We start from the raw sequence: 16316 nt of genomic DNA, 5'->3' as shown, positions 1-16316 counted from the left end.
CCGGGCTTACCCTTGCGGCGCTTGAAATCGTTAGCCGCGCACCAGCGCCAGAACGTGCTCACGGGTCAGCGGCGCGAGCGTAAGCGCCCGGGCCTTGTGCGGCGTGACCCACACCGCCTCGGCGATCTCCGCCGCCGCCTCGACGCGCTCATCGAGGTCCAGACGAAAGAGCTCGGTATCGATCAGCGTATCCGACTCATTGGCCGCTTCGATTTTGAGGCGCGCCACATGCTCGAGACGTTCCGGCGAAACGCAAACCCCAAGTTCCTCTTCGAGCTCGCGAACCAGCGCCTGCCTTGCCGGCTCACCCGGCTCGATTTTACCGCCGGGCTGCATGAAAAAACGGCTGCCGCGCTTTCGCACCAGCAAAAGCTCGTCGGCGGCGTTGATCACAATCGCCGCGGCGATGTAAAGCGTAGGCAGGGGTGCCCCCGTGGGCGCTTTCGCTGCTACAACGCTATCGCTCATGATGACTTAAAACGCCCAGTCGTCATCTTCAGTGGCGACCGCCTTGCCGATCACGTAGGACGAACCGGAGCCGGAGAAGAAGTCGTGGTTTTCATCGGCACTTGGCGAAAGCGCGGCCATGATGGTCGGGTCCACGTCGGTCACGCTGCTCGGAAAGAGCGGCTCGAAGCCCAGATTCATCAGCGCCTTGTTGGCGTTGTAGTGCAAAAACTTCTTCACGTCCTCGGTCAGGCCGACCGCGTCATAAAGTGACTCGGTGTAGCGCACCTCGTTGTCGTAAAGCTCCAAAAGCAGCTCGTAGGCGTAATCCTTGACCGCCTGCTGGCGCTCCGGGGTGGCCTCGGCGAGCGCCTGCTGGAACTTGTAGCCGATGTAGTAGCCGTGCACCGCCTCATCGCGAATGATCAGGCGGATCAAATCCGCCGTGTTGGTGAGCTTGGCGTGGCTCGACCAGTACATGGGCAGGTAGAAGCCGGAGTAGAACAGAAACGACTCCAGAAAGACGCTGGCGACTTTGCGCATCAAGGGATCGTCTGCGCGGTAGCGCTCGAGAATCAGCTCGGACTTCGCCTGGAGCATTGGGTTCTCTTCGCTCCAGCGAAACGCGTCGTCGACATCGCGCGTGGTACAAAGCGTCGAGAAGATCGAGCTGTAGGAGCGCGCGTGCACCGACTCCATGAAGGCGATGTTGGTGTACACCGCTTCTTCGTGGGGCGTGCGCGCATCCTCCATCAGCGTTGGCGCGCCGATGCTGCCCTGGATGGTGTCCAGAAGCGTCAAGCCCGTGAACACACGGATGGTCAGCTGCTTTTCCTGCTGAGTCAGCGTGTTCCAGGACTGGATATCGTTGGACAGCGGCACTTTTTCCGGCAGCCAGAAGTTGCTCGTCAGACGGTTCCAGACCTCCAGGTCCTTGTCGTCCTGCAGCCGGTTCCAGTTAACGGCGTCGACCCGTGATAGACGTTGCATGGTGTTCATTGAGTGGTCTCTTTCGTTACGTGGTTACAGCGTGCAGGAAACACAGCCTTCGACTTCGGTGCCTTCCAGCGCGCTTTGACGCAGACGAATGTAGTAAAGCGTTTTGATGCCCTTGCGCCACGCGTGGATCTGCGCCTTGTTGATATCGCGCGTGGTGGCGGTATCCGGGAAAAACAGCGTCAGCGACAAGCCCTGATCGACGTGTTTGGACGCCTCGGCGTAGGTGTCGATGATCTTCTCGGGGCCGATCTCGTAGGCATCCTGGAAGTAGTCGAAGTTCTCTTCATTCAAGAACGGCGCCGGGTAGTAAACGCGGCCAAGCTTGCCTTCCTTGCGAATCTCGATCTTCGCCGCTACCGGGTGAATGCTCGAGGTGGAGTGGTTGATGTACGAGATCGACCCGGTCGGCGGTACGGCCTGCAGGTTACGGTTGTAAAGGCCGTGCGCCATGACCGACGTCTTCAACTGCTCCCAGTCACCCTGAGTCGGAAGCGCGATGCCGCTGCGCTCGAACAACTCGCGCACCTTCTCGGTCTTCGGCAGCCACGCCTCGTCAGTGTACTTGTCGAAGAACGTGCCCGAGGCGTAGGTGGAGTCGGCAAAGCCTGCAAAGGTATCACCGTGCTCGATCGCCAACTGATTCGACGCACGAATGGCGTGAAACGCTACGCAGTAGAAGTAGAGATTGGTGAAATCCAGCCCCTCTTCCGAGCCATAGTAGATGTGCTCGCGAGCCAAAAAGCCGTGCAGGTTCATCTGACCCAAACCGATGGCGCGCGACTTGGCGTTGCCTTCGGCGATCGAGGGCACGCTTTTGAGGTTGCTCATCTCGGAGACTGCGGTCAGGCCACGAATGGCGATGTCCACGCTGGTGCCGATATCGCCGGAGTCCATGACCTTGGCAATGTTCATCGAGCCCAGGTTGCAGGAGATGTCCTGACCGATCTTGCTGTAGTTCAGGCTTTCATCGTACTCGGTCGGCGTGTTGACCTGCAGAATCTCCGAGCACAGATTGCTCATGTTGATGCGCCCGGCGATCGGGTTGGCCCGGTTCACCGTGTCTTCGAACATGATGTAGGGGTAGCCGGACTCGAACTGCAGCTCCGCCAGCGTCTGGAAGAAGGCGCGTGCGTTGATCTTCTGCTTGCGAATGCGCGCATCTGCCACCATCTCGTGGTAGTGCTCGCTGACACTGATATCGCCAAACGGCTTGCCGTAAACCCGCTCCACGTCGTAGGGCGAGAACAAGTACATGTCGTCGTTACGCTTGGCAAGCTCAAAGGTGATATCCGGAATGGTCACCCCGAGCGAGAGCGTCTTGATACGAATCTTCTCGTCGGCGTTTTCGCGCTTGGTATCCAGAAAGCGCAGGATGTCCGGGTGGTGGGCGTTCAAGTAGACCGCACCCGCGCCCTGGCGCGCGCCGAGCTGGTTGGCGTAGGAGAAGGCGTCTTCCAGCAGCTTCATGATGGGAATGATGCCGGAGGACTGGTTCTCGATGCGCTTGATCGGTGCGCCGGACTCGCGAATGTTGCTCAGCAAGAACGCCACGCCGCCGCCGCGCTTGGAGAGCTGCAGCGCCGAGTTGATGGAACGGCCGATCGACTCCATGTTGTCTTCGATACGCAGCAAAAAGCACGACACCAGCTCGCCGCGCTGCTGCTTACCGCAGTTCAAAAACGTTGGCGTAGCCGGCTGGAAGCGCCCGCTGATGATCTCGTCGACCAGCGATTTGGCAAGCGCCTCGTCACCGCGGGCAAGCGTGAGTGCCACCATGCATACGCGGTCTTCGTAGCGCTCGAGATAGCGTTTGCCATCGAAGGTTTTCAGCGTATAGCTGGTGTAGTACTTGAACGCGCCCAGAAAGCTTGGGAAACGAAACTTGTAGGCGTAGGCCTGCTCGAACAGCGCCTTGACGAAAGTCGGCGCGTACTGGCCAAGCACCTCGGCTTCGTAGTAGCCCTCTTCCACCAGGTAGTCGAGCTTCTCTTCCAGCGAGTGGAAAAAAACCGTGTTTTGATTGACGTGCTGCAGAAAGTACTGGCGCGCCGCTTCACGGTCCTTGTCGAGCTGAAGCTCGCCATTGGCACCGTAAAGATTCAGCATCGCGTTCAGCGCGTGATAGTCCAGCGTACGCGTCTGGCTCGCTTCTGCCGCCGGTTTTTTCGTTTCAGGCACGTTGGTAGTGGCTACGTTTGTCGTTTCCAAAACTCTTCTACTCCTTTGCGAACCCTGGCGACGTCATCGTCAGTGCCCAAAAGCTCAAATCGATAAAGCAGCGGCACCTGGCACTTCTGGGCGACGATACGCCCCGCCAGCCCGTAAGCCTCGCCAAAATTGGTATTGCCAGCGGCAATGACGCCTCGGATGAGGCGCCGGTTGTGCTCATCGTTCAAAAAGCGGATCACCGGACCCGGCACCGCCCCTTTAGTGCCGCCCCCACCATACGTCGGGGTAATGAGCACGTAAGGGGTGTCGATATGAGGAACCGGGTCGTTGCGGTTGATCGGCAGCCGGTGCGCCGCCAACCCCAGCTTTTCCACGAAACGATGGGTGTTGCCTGACCGGGTGGAAAAATACACCAGCGTGCCAGCCAACGGTGCGTGAGCGTCCGTCAGCATGGCACGAAATTAAGCCAGTGCCTGAATACGATCCGGACGAAAGCCCGACCAGTGATCGTCACCGGCCACGACGACGGGCAGCTGGCGATAACCCAGCGCCTCGACTTCCTGCTGGGCGCCGTCTTCAGCGGTGATATCGATCACGGTGTACTCGATTCCCTGCTTGTCCATCGCGCGGTAAGTGGCGGTGCACTGAACGCAGGCGGGCTTGCTGTAAATCTGGATGGCCATGGCTATTTTTTCCTTTTCATAGCGGCGTTTTTGGGCTAGAGCACCGGTTGTGCCCGACCCCCTCTAAACAGACTACGCATACTATATATAGACCACTGCAAAATCAATTCAAGCATATATGGTATTTTTTAATCCACAGGTTATTGACAAAGTGTACCCAGCGCAGCGGCGCGGCTCAGCCAAAAAGGGCTTTGAAAAAAAGCGAACTGCAAGCGCGATATCCATCGATTAAAGCCGTTTTGAGCGACGTTAATGACCGGGTTTTGAAAGGTTATCCACCTTAGCTTTGACGTCAAAAAAACGCGCTTCCAGCAAAATCGAGCCGTGTGAAAACGCAAGAATGTGCGTGGTGGCATGTCGGGATGAATGCCGACAATGAATACCCAGGCCCTACAGCGATGGAGAAGGCAGCGAGGCGGCGAGAGAGCCGCGATGAAAAAACAGCGTGTGCGTCAAGCGCGCAGCAAAAAGCCCGGCCGGAGCCGGGCTTTCGACAAGGCGCTCAAAGCGCCTTGCTGATCGGTCAACGTCTTAGGCAATAGCGGCTTGGTAGCGACGCTCGACTTCGTCCCAGTTGACGACTTCGAAGAAGGCGGCAATGTAGTCCGGGCGCTTGTTCTGATACTTCAGGTAGTAGGCGTGTTCCCACACGTCGAGACCCAGAATCGGCGTGTTGCCGTCCATCAGCGGGCTGTTCTGGTTCAGCGTGTTCTCGACGACCAGCTTTTTCTGCGGCGTCACGGAGAGCCACGCCCAACCGCTGCCAAAACGGCCGGTGGCGGCCTTTTTGAACTCTTCCTTGAAGGTATCGAAGCCACCCAGTTCGCTGTCGATCGCCTTGGCAACGTCACCCTTGGGCTGACCGCCGCCGTTGGGCGACATCATTTGCCAGAACATGGAGTGATTGACGTGACCGCCGCCGTTGTTGATCACGGCCTGACGCTTCTCTTCCGGCACGCGGTCCAGATTGGACACCAGCTCTTCGATCGACAGATCTTCAAGGCCAGTGCCTTCGAGCGTGCTGTTCAGGTTGGTCACGTAGGTGTTGTGGTGACGCGAATGGTGAATTTCCATCGTCATCGCGTCGATGTTCGGCTCGAGTGCGTCGTAGGCATACGGCAGTTCGGGTAGTGTATGTGCCATGTCATCATCTCCTTGAGTGACTTTTGATGTTCATCGAATAGGTGCGGTCACGCCCTACTCTTTTCAACCGCTTGGGCGGAATTTTCCTCGAAACGCAAACGTGCATTGGCGCTGCGCGCCCTAGCACTCTAGCTAACAATCAGCGCTTTATCTAATAGGCGCGCAATAAAAAGCCGGCTGCCCGGCAGCCGACTTTCGATCATCCGCCAACAGGCGGAAAAACGTCAAGACGCGATCAGAGCTTGCTCTCAAGCTCCGGCAGAAGCTCGAACAGATCCCCCACCAGGCCGTAGTCCGCCACCTGGAAGATCGGCGCTTCCTCGTCCTTGTTGATCGCCACGATCACCTTCGAGTCCTTCATCCCCGCCAGGTGCTGGATGGCGCCGCTGATGCCCACCGCGATGTACAGATCCGGCGCGACGATCTTGCCCGTCTGACCCACCTGCATGTCGTTGGGCACAAAGCCCGCGTCCACCGCCGCCCGGGAGGCGCCGACCGCCGCACCGAGCTTGTCGGCGATGCCGTCGAGCAGCTTGAAGTTCTCGCCGTTGCCCATGCCACGGCCCCCGGAGATCACGACCTTCGCGCCCCCCAGCTCCGGGCGGTCGGACTGCGCGAGCTCCTCACCGACGAACTGCGACTGGTCGTTCTCGACCACGGTGTCCACTGCCTCGATGGCGGCCGCGTTGTCGCGGCCCACGGCATCGAACGCCGTGGTGCGCACGGTCATGACCTTGAGCGTGTCGTCGCTTTTCACCGTGGCGATGGCGTTGCCGGCGTAGATCGGACGCTTGAAGGTGTCCGGGCCGTCGACCGCCACGATTTCGGAAAGCTGGCTGACGTCCTTGAGCGCGGCGACCCGCGGCAGCACGTTCTTGCCCGTGGTCGAGGCGCTGGTGAGAATATGGCTGTAGTCGTCGGCCAGCGACACCACCAGCGCACCCAGCGGCTCGGCGAGCTGGTGGGCGTAGACGGCGTTATCCGCCAGGCGAACCCGGGTGACGCCGTCGAGTTTCGCGGCGGCCTCCGCCGCGGCCTGGACGCCGTCGCCGGCGACCAGCACATCGATATCGCCGCCGATCTCGCGGGCGGCGGCCACCACGTGGGCGGTGGCGTCAAGCAGATGGCCGTCGTGAAGATCGGCCAGTACCAGAATGCTCATGGAGTGTACTCCCTGGAATAACGGTGAAAGAGGCAAGCGGAAGGTGGGGTGATCAAAGCACCTTCGCTTCGTTCCTGAGCTTGTCGACCAGCTCGTCGACCGAGGCCACTTTTACCCCGCCCTTGCGCTCGGCCGGCGTTTCGACCTTCACCAGGCTCACTTTCGAGGCCACCTCGATGCCGTAGTCCGCCGGCGTTTTGACGTCCATCGGCTTCTTCTTGGCTTTCATGATGTCGGGAAGCTTGGCGTAGCGCGGCTCGTTGAGGCGCAGATCGGTGGTGACGATCGCCGGAAGCGACAGTGACAGCGTCTGCAGGCCGCCGTCGATCTCGCGGGTGACGCTGACCCGGTCGCCGTCGACGGCAACCTTCGAGGCGAAGGTGGCCTGGGGCAGATTGGACAGTGCTGCGAGCATCTGGCCGGTCTGGTTGTTGTCGGTGTCGATCGCCTGCTTGCCGAGAATCACAAGACCCGGCTGCTCCTGTTCGACCACCTTCGCCAGCAGCTTCGCCACTGCCAGCGACTCGACGCGCTCGTCGGTCTCGATCTGGATCGCCCGGTCGGCGCCCAGCGCGAGCGCGGTGCGCAGCTGCTCCTGGGCAGCTTTCGGGCCGATGCTCACGGCGACCACTTCCGTGGCCACGCCCTGCTCCTTCAGGCGCACCGCCTCTTCCACGGCGATCTCGCAGAAGGGGTTCATGGCCATCTTGACGTTGGTCAGATCCACGTCCGAATGATCGGCCTTGACGCGAATTTTCACGTTGTAGTCGATGACGCGTTTGACCGCGACTAGTACTTTCATGGTTTCCTCGCTTGGCTGATAAGAAGCCCGGGCGCTGGCGTGAGTAACTCGGCGGCCAGTGCGTTGTGGCGGTGGCTAATGCCGCTTGGCTCTAAAAAATGAAAAAGGCCTGCTCGATACGATATTCATTCAAGCGTTTGACAGACGAGTGTTCACATCAATGTGCCACAGCTTGTCTACGCCCGACAACGCCAGACCGTTAAAATGCCGTCTGACGCTAATATAGCGCTTTTGAAACGATAAATCCGGCGCTCCGACAAAGCCGAAACGCTGGTCAAGGCGCCACAAATGCCCGGCAGACCATCGTCGTGATGACCCAGGCCCGGTATTATGCCTATCATGGGGTATAACCAGAAGCAAACGACCGTTTAGTATTAAGTCCGTGTTTTTATAAGATACGGTACTAACGAGAATAAGGAGAGACCAGTGGAAAACGCAGAGCGCGATGTCATGGAGATGGACGTTGTCATCGTTGGTGCGGGGCCCTCTGGCCTGGCGGCGGCGTGTCGCCTGATGCAGCAAGCCAACGAAGCCGAGCAGGAGCTCAGCGTATGCGTCGTGGAGAAAGGCTCCGAAGTCGGAGCCCATATTCTATCCGGCGCGGTGCTGGAGCCGCGCGCGCTGAATGAGCTCTTCCCGGACTGGCAAGAGCGCGGCGCCCCGCTCAACACGCCGGCCACCCGCGACGACCTTTACCTGTTAAAGGATAGCGAGAACGCTCGCAAACTGCCCCACGCGCTGGTGCCGAAGAGCATGCACAACACCGGCGGCGACCAGACCCGCTACGTGATCAGCGCGGGCAATTTGTGTCGCTGGCTGGCCGAGCAGGCCGAAGCCCTGGGGGTCGAAATCTTTCCCGGCTTTGCCGCTCAGGACGTGATTATCGAAGATGGCGCGGTGCGCGGCATTCTCATCGGCGACATGGGCGTTGCCGCCGACGGCACGCCCAAGGATGGCCATATGCCGGGCATGGAGCTGCGGGCCAAATACACCCTCTTTGCCGAGGGCTCGCGCGGGCACCTGGGCAAGCGCCTGATCCGCGAGTTTTCCCTCGACGAAGGCCGCGACCCCCAGCACTACGGTATTGGCTTGAAGGAGCTTTGGGACGTACCCGCCGAACAGCACGAGCCGGGGCTGGTAGTCCACGGCTCCGGCTGGCCGCTTCAAAACGACACCCACGGCGGCTGGTTTCTTTACCACGCTGAAAACCAGCAGGTCGTGGTCGGCTTGATCATGGACCTGGGTTACAAAAACCCGTGGCTCTCGCCCTTCGACGAATTCCAGCGCATGAAGCACCATCCAGTGCTACGCCAGTATCTGGAAGGCGGCAAACGCGTCGCCTACGGCGCGCGCGCCATTACCAAGGGTGGTTACAACTGCCTGCCGAAAATGACCTTCCCCGGTGGGCTTCTGATCGGCTGCGATGCCGGCACGCTGAACTTCGCCAAGATCAAGGGCATTCATACTGCGATGAAATCCGGGCTGGTGGCCGCCGAGAGCGTATTCGAGGCGATCAAGTCAAATGATGAAGGTGGTGCCGAGCTTTCAAGCTTCACCGCGAAGTGGGAGTCGAGCTGGGCCTATCAGGAGCTCAAGGAGAATGCGAGCTTTGGCCCGGCGATGCACAAGTACGGTAACGTCGGCGGCGGCGCGTTCAATTTCGTCAACCAGCTCGTTGGCAACAAGCTGCCGACGCTTCATGACACCACCACCGACCACGGCGCTTTAAAGCCCGCCGACGAGTTCGAGAAGATCGATTACCCCAAACCGGACGGCAAACTCTCTTTCGACAAGCCCTCCTCGGTGTTTCTTTCCAACACCAACCATGAAGAGGACCAGCCCTGTCACTTGAAACTCGAGGATCCGTCGATTCCCATCGAGCACAACCTGCCCAAATACGCCGAACCGGCGCAGCGCTACTGCCCGGCCGGAGTGTACGAGGTGGTGGAGGACGATCAGGGCAAACCGCGCTTTCAGATCAACTTCCAGAACTGCGTGCACTGCAAGACCTGCGACATCAAGGACCCGGCCCAGAACATTACCTGGGTGGCACCAGAAGGCGGCGGCGGGCCGAACTACCCCAACATGTAGCACCTTTGCATGTATCAGCTCGGCCTCACGAGGCCGAGCTTTCTCAAACCGCCAGGCCCGCCGATCAGGCGGGCCTGGCGGTTTCCAGCAGCGTAATCGGCGCGCGCCGGGCAATCAGCCGGCGCCGCCCGGCCTGCGTAAAGCGCACGTCGATCACCGGATCCTGAGGATTGCCCTCCACCGCGGCGACCTCCCCTTCGCCAAATACCTCGTGCATCAACCGCTGCCCCGGATAGAACTCGCCCACGCCTTGCGCCGGCGCTTTGCCTGCCGGCGCCGTCGTCAAGGGGATGTCCTCACGCCCCAGGCGCGTGAGATAGCGCTCGATCAGCGCCGTCGACTCGACGCTAAGCGCCGCTTCCGGCGGGGACGGTGCCTTAAGCGCCTCGGCCACCCGCACGCCGTCGTGCCAGCGGCTCTCGGCAATGAAGCGGCTGGCACGGTGCGCCCCCGCGTCGTTGAGAATCAAAAGCCGCTCCTGGGCGCGAGTGATCGCCACGTAGAAAAGCCGACGCTCTTCTTCCAGGCGCGCATCGGAAAGCGGGTTGTCGCGGCTGTAATGGGGAAAATCCTCTTCGTTGACCCCGGCGACCACGACCAGCGGCCACTCCAGGCCCTTCGCCCCATGCACCGTGCTGATCAGCACGCCGCCGGCCTGATTTTCCACCGGGCGCTCCAGCAGCTCGATGAAGGCGTCCGGGTCCTGTACGCTCTGCGCCTGCTCGATCAGCACGTCCAAAAGACGCACGTCCTCTTCACCTTTATCGCGGCGCGCGGCGGCGCGCTTGAGCGTCTTTTCCGCCTCGATGGTCGTCACCACGTGCTGCAAAAGTTTCGCCGGCGGCCAGGCGCTGAGCGTCGGCAGGTCGCACAGCAGTGCCCAGCGCTTTTTCAGCGTGCGCTGCTGGATCGGCTTGAGCGAGGCCAGAAGCGGGTCACTGCGCTCGGGAAAGGTCTGAGTCTCGGCCAGCCGGTGCGCCAGACGGCTCAGCCGCTCTCGCGCCACGAAGGGCGTGGGCTGGGCGAGCAGCAGCATGAGATGGTTCGGGTCCTTCAACAGCGCCGGGCGGCGCGAAAGCTTGAGATACCCGGCCAGCGCCTGCACCAGCGGCAGGCGGAACACGAAGCGGTCCTCGCGTGCCAAACGAAACGGAATGCCCGCTTGCAGCAGCGCCAGCTGAAACGGCACCGACAGCGCCCAGCTGCGCACCAGAAGGCTCACCTCGTCGAGCGCTCTGTTTGACGCCTGCCACTGACCGAGCACCTCGAGCAGCAGCCGATTGCCCTGGCCGGCCTCGATCCGGGTAGCGACATTGCCCGGTGCGGCCAGGCAGAGCTGGTCCGGGCGGCGAGCGTTTTGCATGATCGCGTGATTGGCCGTCAGTGCCAGTGCATGGCCGTGACGAAAGGTGCTCGACAGCGGGTAGTCGGTGGCTGCGCCAAAGGTCGCGGTGAAGTCGTCGAGCATGGTGTCCGGCCGGGCACCGCGCCACTCATAGATACATTGGTTGGCATCTCCTACCGCCATCACGCTCGCCGTGTTGCCTGCCAGCACCTTCAAAAGCCGCTGCTGGGCGGTATTGATGTCCTGATACTCATCGATGATGACGTGGTCGAGAAAGCCCTCGACGCGCGCGCGAAGCGCTGCGTCTGCCTCCAGCGCGTTCAGCGGGCGATAGAGAAGATCCGCGTAGGTCATCAGCGCGTGATCCTTCAAAAGCCGCTCGGCCTCGACAAAGGCGTCGGGAAAGTAATCGCTCTCCTGCTCGAGCTCCAACCGTTCGAAAAGCATCTGCGGGGTGCAGAGCTCCGCCTTCACCAGCCCACAAAAGTGCGCCAGCGTTTCGAGCCGGTCGGCGTCGAGCGCGGTTTCGCGCCGCTCGGGCTGATCCGCCAGCACGTTGAGACTCGCTTGGCGCAGCAGCCGCTCGAGCTGCCACTCCGCCGATAGAAGCTGGCGCTGCTCCAGCGCCCCCCACCGGCACAGGCTTTGGGTGAGCCGGTGCCCCAGCGAGTGAAACGTGCGCACGTCGGGAAGCGCCTGGCCGGCGGGCGCCATGATCGCCAGGCGACGCTGAAAATCCTCTCGCGCGGAGCGGTTGAACATCAGCACCAGAATACGCCTGGGGGCGACACCGCGCTCGAGAAGGCGCAGCACACGGGCGGCCATCGTCGTGGTTTTGCCCGCACCGGCCACCGCCGCCACCCGGGCATGGCCATCTGCGTGTTCGATGACCGCGCGCTGTTCCGGCGTCAGGTTCACGGCGTCTCGCGGGCGCGCTCGTCGCCGCCAAGCTCGCCAAGCGGGTAGCGCGCGCCGGCACTCTCGAGACACAGCCTTGCCCCAGCCGGGTGCTCCTCGAGCACCGCCTCGTCGACCAGCCGGTAGAAAACGTTGCGGTGAAGCCTGGCGGCCAGGCCAAAGCGCACCGGGATTTCCGGCATGAGCTCGCCGTTCGGGGCTTCGCTGAGCGTCATCGGGCGGGCGTCATCGAGGCGCACGACGTCGTCGAACTGGGTGGTGAACCACCAGGCGCCCTCGCTGAAATCCGCTTCGACGATCACGAAAGGTAAATCCTCGACCGTGACTCGCCAGCGTTCGACCGGCGTGACCAGACATATCCCCTCATCGAAGCGGCGCAAGAGCGTGGCCAGAAGGTGTGGAATTTCCGGGCGGCCGAAGGGCTCGCCTTCGTGTCGCCAGCGCCCGTCGGCGTCGATGACGATATCGATATCGCCGCTAAGCGCCGGGTGCCACTGATCCACCGGCGGCACAGTGGCCGAGTCCGGACGGTGCGAGAGCAGACGATCGATGTTCATGGCGTTCTCCCGACGGGGCCCACGCAGGCGGGGCTCACACGAGCCCGGCCTGGGCGAGCGCCTGTTGAACGTGGGGCGGCGCATCGGGGGCGGCGCCGCGAAAGAGACGGTAGAAGTTGGCCGTCGTCTGCATGGCGACTTCGTCGACGCTGATACCGCGCTCGGCGGCGATGCATTCGGCGACTTCTACTACCCAGGCGGGCTCGTTGGGTTTACCGCGATGAGGTACCGGGGCAAGATATGGGCTATCGGTTTCGATCAACAGCCGATCCAGCGGCAGCACTCGAGCGAGCTCGCGAAGCGACTTCGCGCTTGCAAACGTGACGATGCCGGAAAGCGAGATGTAGAAGCCGAGGCGAATCGCCTCGCGGGCCATCTCGATATCTTCGGTGAAGCAGTGCAGCACCCCGGCGACATTGGGGTCGGTATGCTCGCGCAAAAGCGCCAGGGTCTCTTCTTTCGCCTCGCGCGTGTGTACCACCACCGGAAGCTCGAGCTCGGTGGCGGCGATCAAGTGGCGTTTGAAACGCTCGTGCTGCACCTCGATGCTCACGCGATCGCGGTAGTGATAGTCGAGCCCGGTTTCACCGATCGCCACCGCTGCGAACTGCTCCGCGGCTTCCTTGATCATCTCGACATTGGGTTCGCGCTCCACCTTGGCCAGCGGATGAAGCCCCGCGGAAATCGCCACGTCCTGATGGCGGCGCGCCAGCGCGGCCAGACCGGGCATATCGTCGAGCGTGACCGCAATCGCCAGAAACTGGCTCACGTGGGCGGCGCGCGCCGCCGCGAGGGCAGCGTCGACATCGCCGTCGTGGGTGTGTTCGGAGAGACGATCCAGATGGCAGTGCGAGTCAACAAACATTAAGGCCTCGGATAAAACGACACGTTGGGATGCGAAGGTATGACGTGTTAGCTAGAGCGTAAAGGAGGCCGGCGCGTCGTCGAGCTGGCCGGCGAGCAGGGTTTCGATCTTGTCGCGCACCGCGTAGTCCTGAAGACCAAAATGCACGCCGATACCCGCCATACGCCGCCCGCTGATACCGGCCGGCGAGACCCAAACGACCGTGCCGGTCACGCTCAGCCGCTCGCTTTCACCGGGCAGCGTGATCAGCAGGTGCACTACCTGCCCGAGGCGATAGAACGTGTCGACAGGAACGAACATGCCGCCGCGCTCAAGATAAGGCATGTAGGCCGAGAGCAGCGTGGGAATATCCGGCACCGTCAGCGAAAGGGCTTTTTGAGCGGTCATCGACACCTCGTGCAGTGGCGTTAAACGGGTGGTGGCGGCCAGGCAGCGGTCAGGAGCGCAGAAGCGCCGACCAGCGCACCAGCCACGCCTCGAGCACCAGCTGAGGATTGGGGTTGGTACCCATCGACAGTAGCCGGCGCTGCTCGCGCGCGTAATCCAGCAGGCGAAACCAGTCCTGAACACGGGCATTCTTGACCGCCTGCCGGTAGAGCGGCTCCAGATCCGGATTGTGCAGCGCCGTGGTCTGGCCGGTCAGGCCGAGCCGGATCAGATCCTCGAGCCAGGCGATACCGTACCATAATATGGCGTCGATCATCTGGCGGTCCAGCCGCGCCGCTTCAGAAACCGGCTCCGCGCCGCGCACCAGCTGCTCGAAGCTATCGTGAATCTGGTGGCGCAGCGCGCGCTCGTCCGGGGCGGCAAGCTCGACGGCCAAGAGCGGCAGCCCCCCGGACACCTGCCACCAGAAAAGTGCCTCGTCGCTGCCCAACTGCTCGGTCAAAAAGCCCTGACACTGCTCGAAAGGCACGCTCGGCAGCGACCACTGCTGACAGCGCGAGCGTATGGTGGGCAGCATGCGCGAGGGCACGTCCGACAGCAGAATAAACAGCGTCTGCTCGCCGGGCTCCTCGAGACTCTTGAGCAGCGCGTTGGCGGCGGCGCTGTTCATCGCCTCTGCCGGGCTGATGACGATCACCCGGTAGCCGCCCTGCTGGGCGGTCTGGTGAACGAAGCGATTGACCTCACGAATCGGGTCGATCCGAATCTGACGCTTGCCCTCCTCCAGGCTAATGCGCATCAAATCTGGATGGTAGCCCGAGGCGAGCATGCTGCAGCTGTGGCAGTGGCCGCAGGCCTGCTCACCAGGGTCCAGGCACAGCGTACGCGCCACCAGCGCATCGGCAAGCTGCTGTTTGCCAAGCCCGCGGGCGCCGCTGAGCAGCAGCGCGTGGGGCATGCGCCTCTCGCGTGAGAGTCGCAGAAACTGCTGCCACATCTCGCGATGCCACGGCAGAAGATCCGCTAGCGCCATGCCGCCACCCGCTCGCTCAGCGCCCGTGTCAGGGCGGCTTGAACCTGATCGAGCGGCTTTTGCGCATCGATCAAGGCAAAGCGCTTTGGGTCGGCCGCGGCGCGCGCATGGTAGGCATCGCGTACGGCGCTGAAAAAGGCGGCCTGCTCGCGCTCGAAGCGATCCGGCTCGGTATTGCTGGCCTGTCGCCGGCCCTCCAAACGCGCCTTCGCCGCCTCCGGCGGCATATCGAGCAGCAGGGTCAGATCCGGCGCGAGCCCCTTTTGTACGAAGCGCTCGAGAATTTCAATGCGTGCGGGATCGATGCCGCGCCCGCCGCCCTGGTAGGCAAAGGTAGCATCGGTGAAGCGGTCGCACACCACCCAAACCCCGCGGGCCAACGCCGGCTCGATCTTCTCGGCCAGGTGCTGGGCGCGGGCGGCGAACATCAAAAGAAGCTCGGCGTCGCTATCGAGCGGCTCATCAAACGTGGTGGCCAGCAGCAGCTCGCGGATCGACTCGGCCCGCGGGGTGCCGCCGGGCTCGCGGGTCATGATGACCTCACGCCCTTGTGCTCGAAGCCACTGCGCCACGAAGGCAACGTTGGTGGATTTGCCCACCCCTTCGCCCCCTTCCAGGGTAATAAAGCGACCGCGCTGGGTCATTGACACCTCGTAAAACCGTGAGCAGCGCCGGGCTCCCCGGCGCTGCCTTACTGATTGCGTATATAGCGATTGACGGCGTTGTTATGCTCGCGCAGGGTGCGCGAAAAATGGTGCGTGCCGTCCCCCTTGGAGACGAAATAGAGCGTCTCACCGGGAAGCGGGTTGACGGCGGCCTCGAGTGAGGCCCGGCCAGGCATTGCGATGGGCGTGGGCGGCATGCCGTCGATCACGTAGGTATTGTAGGGCGTGGCTTCACGCAAATCCGCGTAAGTGATGCGCCCATCGTAGCGCTCGCCCATACCGTAGATCACCGTGGGGTCGGTTTGCAGGCGCATGCCCTGCTCCATGCGCCGCTTGAACACGCCCGCGATTTCGCGACGCTCTTCCGGCGCCCCGGTTTCACGCTCGATGAGCGAAGCCATGATCAGCGCCTCATAGGGCGACTCGATGGTGAGATCATCGGCGCGGTCTTCCCAGGCCTCATCGAGCATCTGCTCCATACGCTCGAGCGCCTGGCGAAGGATGTCGACGTCGCTCATGCCTAAGTGATAGCGGTAGGTATCCGGGAAGAACCAGCCTTCCGGGTAGGTGCCTTCGCGACCCAGAAGCGCCATCACCTCGTCATCGCTCATGCCGGCAGTGCGGTTGTCGAGCTTTTCGGCGCGGTCCAGACGTTCGCGCATCTGACGAAACGTCCATCCTTCGGGCACGGTCAGCGCGTAAGTCACCACGTCATTACTGCCCAGTAGCGCCATGACCTCGCGCGCACTCATGTCCGGCGTGATGCGGTACTCGCCGACGCGAAGCCGTGGCACCTCATCGGGTGCGATGCGCGCCAGCAGGCGAAACGCCCAGCTATCGTCGACCACGCCCTGGGCGTCGAGATCGGCGATCGCCTGGTTGAACCCGGTACCGGGGGCTACGTAATAAAGCGTCGGTTCATCGAGGGTCACCGGCGCGTCGAGCCGGCTTTGCCAGTACACGTAGCCGCCGGCCAGCGCCGCCCCGACGAGCAGCGCTAGTACCAGCAGCGCCCCCAGCAGTCGTTTCACCATGTCACTCGCTGCCTCT

General features: G+C 62.1%; 16 protein-coding genes. 1 reads left to right on the top strand and 15 read right to left on the bottom strand.

What is annotated here, in order from left to right:
• Positions 1-30: 30 nt before the first annotated feature.
• From RN346_RS07565 to RN346_RS07530, 8 genes are all read right to left on the bottom strand, one after another.
• A complete protein-coding gene (locus RN346_RS07565; RefSeq protein ID WP_311962600.1) occupies positions 31-468 on the bottom strand; it encodes an NUDIX domain-containing protein in 438 nt (145 codons plus the stop codon).
• Positions 469-474: 6 nt separating this feature from the next.
• Complete coding sequence (gene nrdF, locus RN346_RS07560) at positions 475-1446, bottom strand: class 1b ribonucleoside-diphosphate reductase subunit beta (RefSeq protein ID WP_263584242.1); 972 nt, start codon at positions 1444-1446, stop codon at positions 475-477.
• Positions 1447-1470: 24 nt separating this feature from the next.
• Complete coding sequence (gene nrdE, locus RN346_RS07555) at positions 1471-3624, bottom strand: class 1b ribonucleoside-diphosphate reductase subunit alpha (protein WP_409335796.1); 2154 nt, start codon at positions 3622-3624, stop codon at positions 1471-1473.
• Between the two features lie 11 nt (positions 3625-3635).
• Positions 3636-4067, bottom strand: coding sequence for a class Ib ribonucleoside-diphosphate reductase assembly flavoprotein NrdI (gene nrdI, locus RN346_RS07550; protein ID WP_263584244.1), 432 nt, complete (start codon positions 4065-4067; stop codon positions 3636-3638).
• Between the two features lie 9 nt (positions 4068-4076).
• On the bottom strand, positions 4077-4298 hold the full coding sequence (nrdH, locus tag RN346_RS07545; RefSeq protein WP_252109812.1) for a glutaredoxin-like protein NrdH: 222 nt from the start codon (positions 4296-4298) through the stop codon (positions 4077-4079).
• A 531-nt stretch (positions 4299-4829) separates the two neighbouring features.
• A complete protein-coding gene (locus tag RN346_RS07540; RefSeq protein WP_252109813.1) occupies positions 4830-5441 on the bottom strand; it encodes a superoxide dismutase in 612 nt (203 codons plus the stop codon).
• A 235-nt stretch (positions 5442-5676) separates the two neighbouring features.
• Complete coding sequence (locus tag RN346_RS07535) at positions 5677-6603, bottom strand: FAD-binding protein (protein ID WP_311962598.1); 927 nt, start codon at positions 6601-6603, stop codon at positions 5677-5679.
• Positions 6604-6655: 52 nt separating this feature from the next.
• Positions 6656-7405 (bottom strand): electron transfer flavoprotein subunit beta/FixA family protein, encoded by a 750-nt coding sequence (locus tag RN346_RS07530; RefSeq protein ID WP_263584209.1) that lies wholly within the window; start codon positions 7403-7405, stop codon positions 6656-6658.
• Positions 7406-7831: 426 nt separating this feature from the next.
• Here RN346_RS07530 and RN346_RS07525 point away from each other — a divergent pair, with 426 nt between their 5' ends.
• Entirely contained in the window at positions 7832-9496 is a 1665-nt protein-coding gene (locus tag RN346_RS07525; RefSeq protein WP_263584245.1) for an electron transfer flavoprotein-ubiquinone oxidoreductase, read from the top strand.
• A 64-nt stretch (positions 9497-9560) separates the two neighbouring features.
• On the opposite strand, the gene RN346_RS07520 is transcribed toward RN346_RS07525, so the two are convergent.
• Genes RN346_RS07520 through mltG form a run of 7 tightly spaced genes read right to left on the bottom strand, consistent with a single transcriptional unit; the run spans position 9561 to position 16300 of the window.
• Positions 9561-11759, bottom strand: a complete 2199-nt coding sequence (locus RN346_RS07520; RefSeq protein ID WP_311962597.1) for an ATP-dependent helicase — start codon at positions 11757-11759, stop codon at positions 9561-9563.
• Positions 11756-12316 carry a DUF1285 domain-containing protein gene (locus RN346_RS07515; protein ID WP_311962596.1) on the bottom strand — a complete coding sequence of 187 codons (561 nt, stop codon included), beginning with the start codon at positions 12314-12316 and terminating at the stop codon, positions 11756-11758. Before RN346_RS07515 ends, RN346_RS07520 begins: the two co-directional genes overlap by 4 nt.
• Before the next feature lie 34 nt (positions 12317-12350).
• Positions 12351-13181, bottom strand: a complete 831-nt coding sequence (locus RN346_RS07510; protein ID WP_311962595.1) for a TatD family hydrolase — start codon at positions 13179-13181, stop codon at positions 12351-12353.
• A 51-nt stretch (positions 13182-13232) separates the two neighbouring features.
• Positions 13233-13568 carry a PilZ domain-containing protein gene (locus tag RN346_RS07505; protein ID WP_311962594.1) on the bottom strand — a complete coding sequence of 112 codons (336 nt, stop codon included), beginning with the start codon at positions 13566-13568 and terminating at the stop codon, positions 13233-13235.
• A 49-nt stretch (positions 13569-13617) separates the two neighbouring features.
• Positions 13618-14601, bottom strand: coding sequence for a DNA polymerase III subunit delta' (locus RN346_RS07500; protein ID WP_311962593.1), 984 nt, complete (start codon positions 14599-14601; stop codon positions 13618-13620).
• Complete coding sequence (tmk, locus tag RN346_RS07495) at positions 14592-15245, bottom strand: dTMP kinase (protein WP_311960708.1); 654 nt, start codon at positions 15243-15245, stop codon at positions 14592-14594. Before tmk ends, RN346_RS07500 begins: the two co-directional genes overlap by 10 nt.
• Positions 15246-15292: 47 nt before the next feature.
• Positions 15293-16300: an endolytic transglycosylase MltG gene (mltG, locus tag RN346_RS07490; protein WP_263584252.1), complete on the bottom strand. Its 1008-nt coding sequence runs from the start codon at positions 16298-16300 to the stop codon at positions 15293-15295.
• Positions 16301-16316 lie beyond the last annotated feature (16 nt).

The organism is Halomonas sp. PAMB 3232, from assembly GCF_031954225.1.
Classification (GTDB): domain Bacteria; phylum Pseudomonadota; class Gammaproteobacteria; order Pseudomonadales; family Halomonadaceae; genus Vreelandella.
Note: the sequence above shows the minus strand (reverse complement) of the source record. Positions and strands in the feature narration are given on the sequence as shown.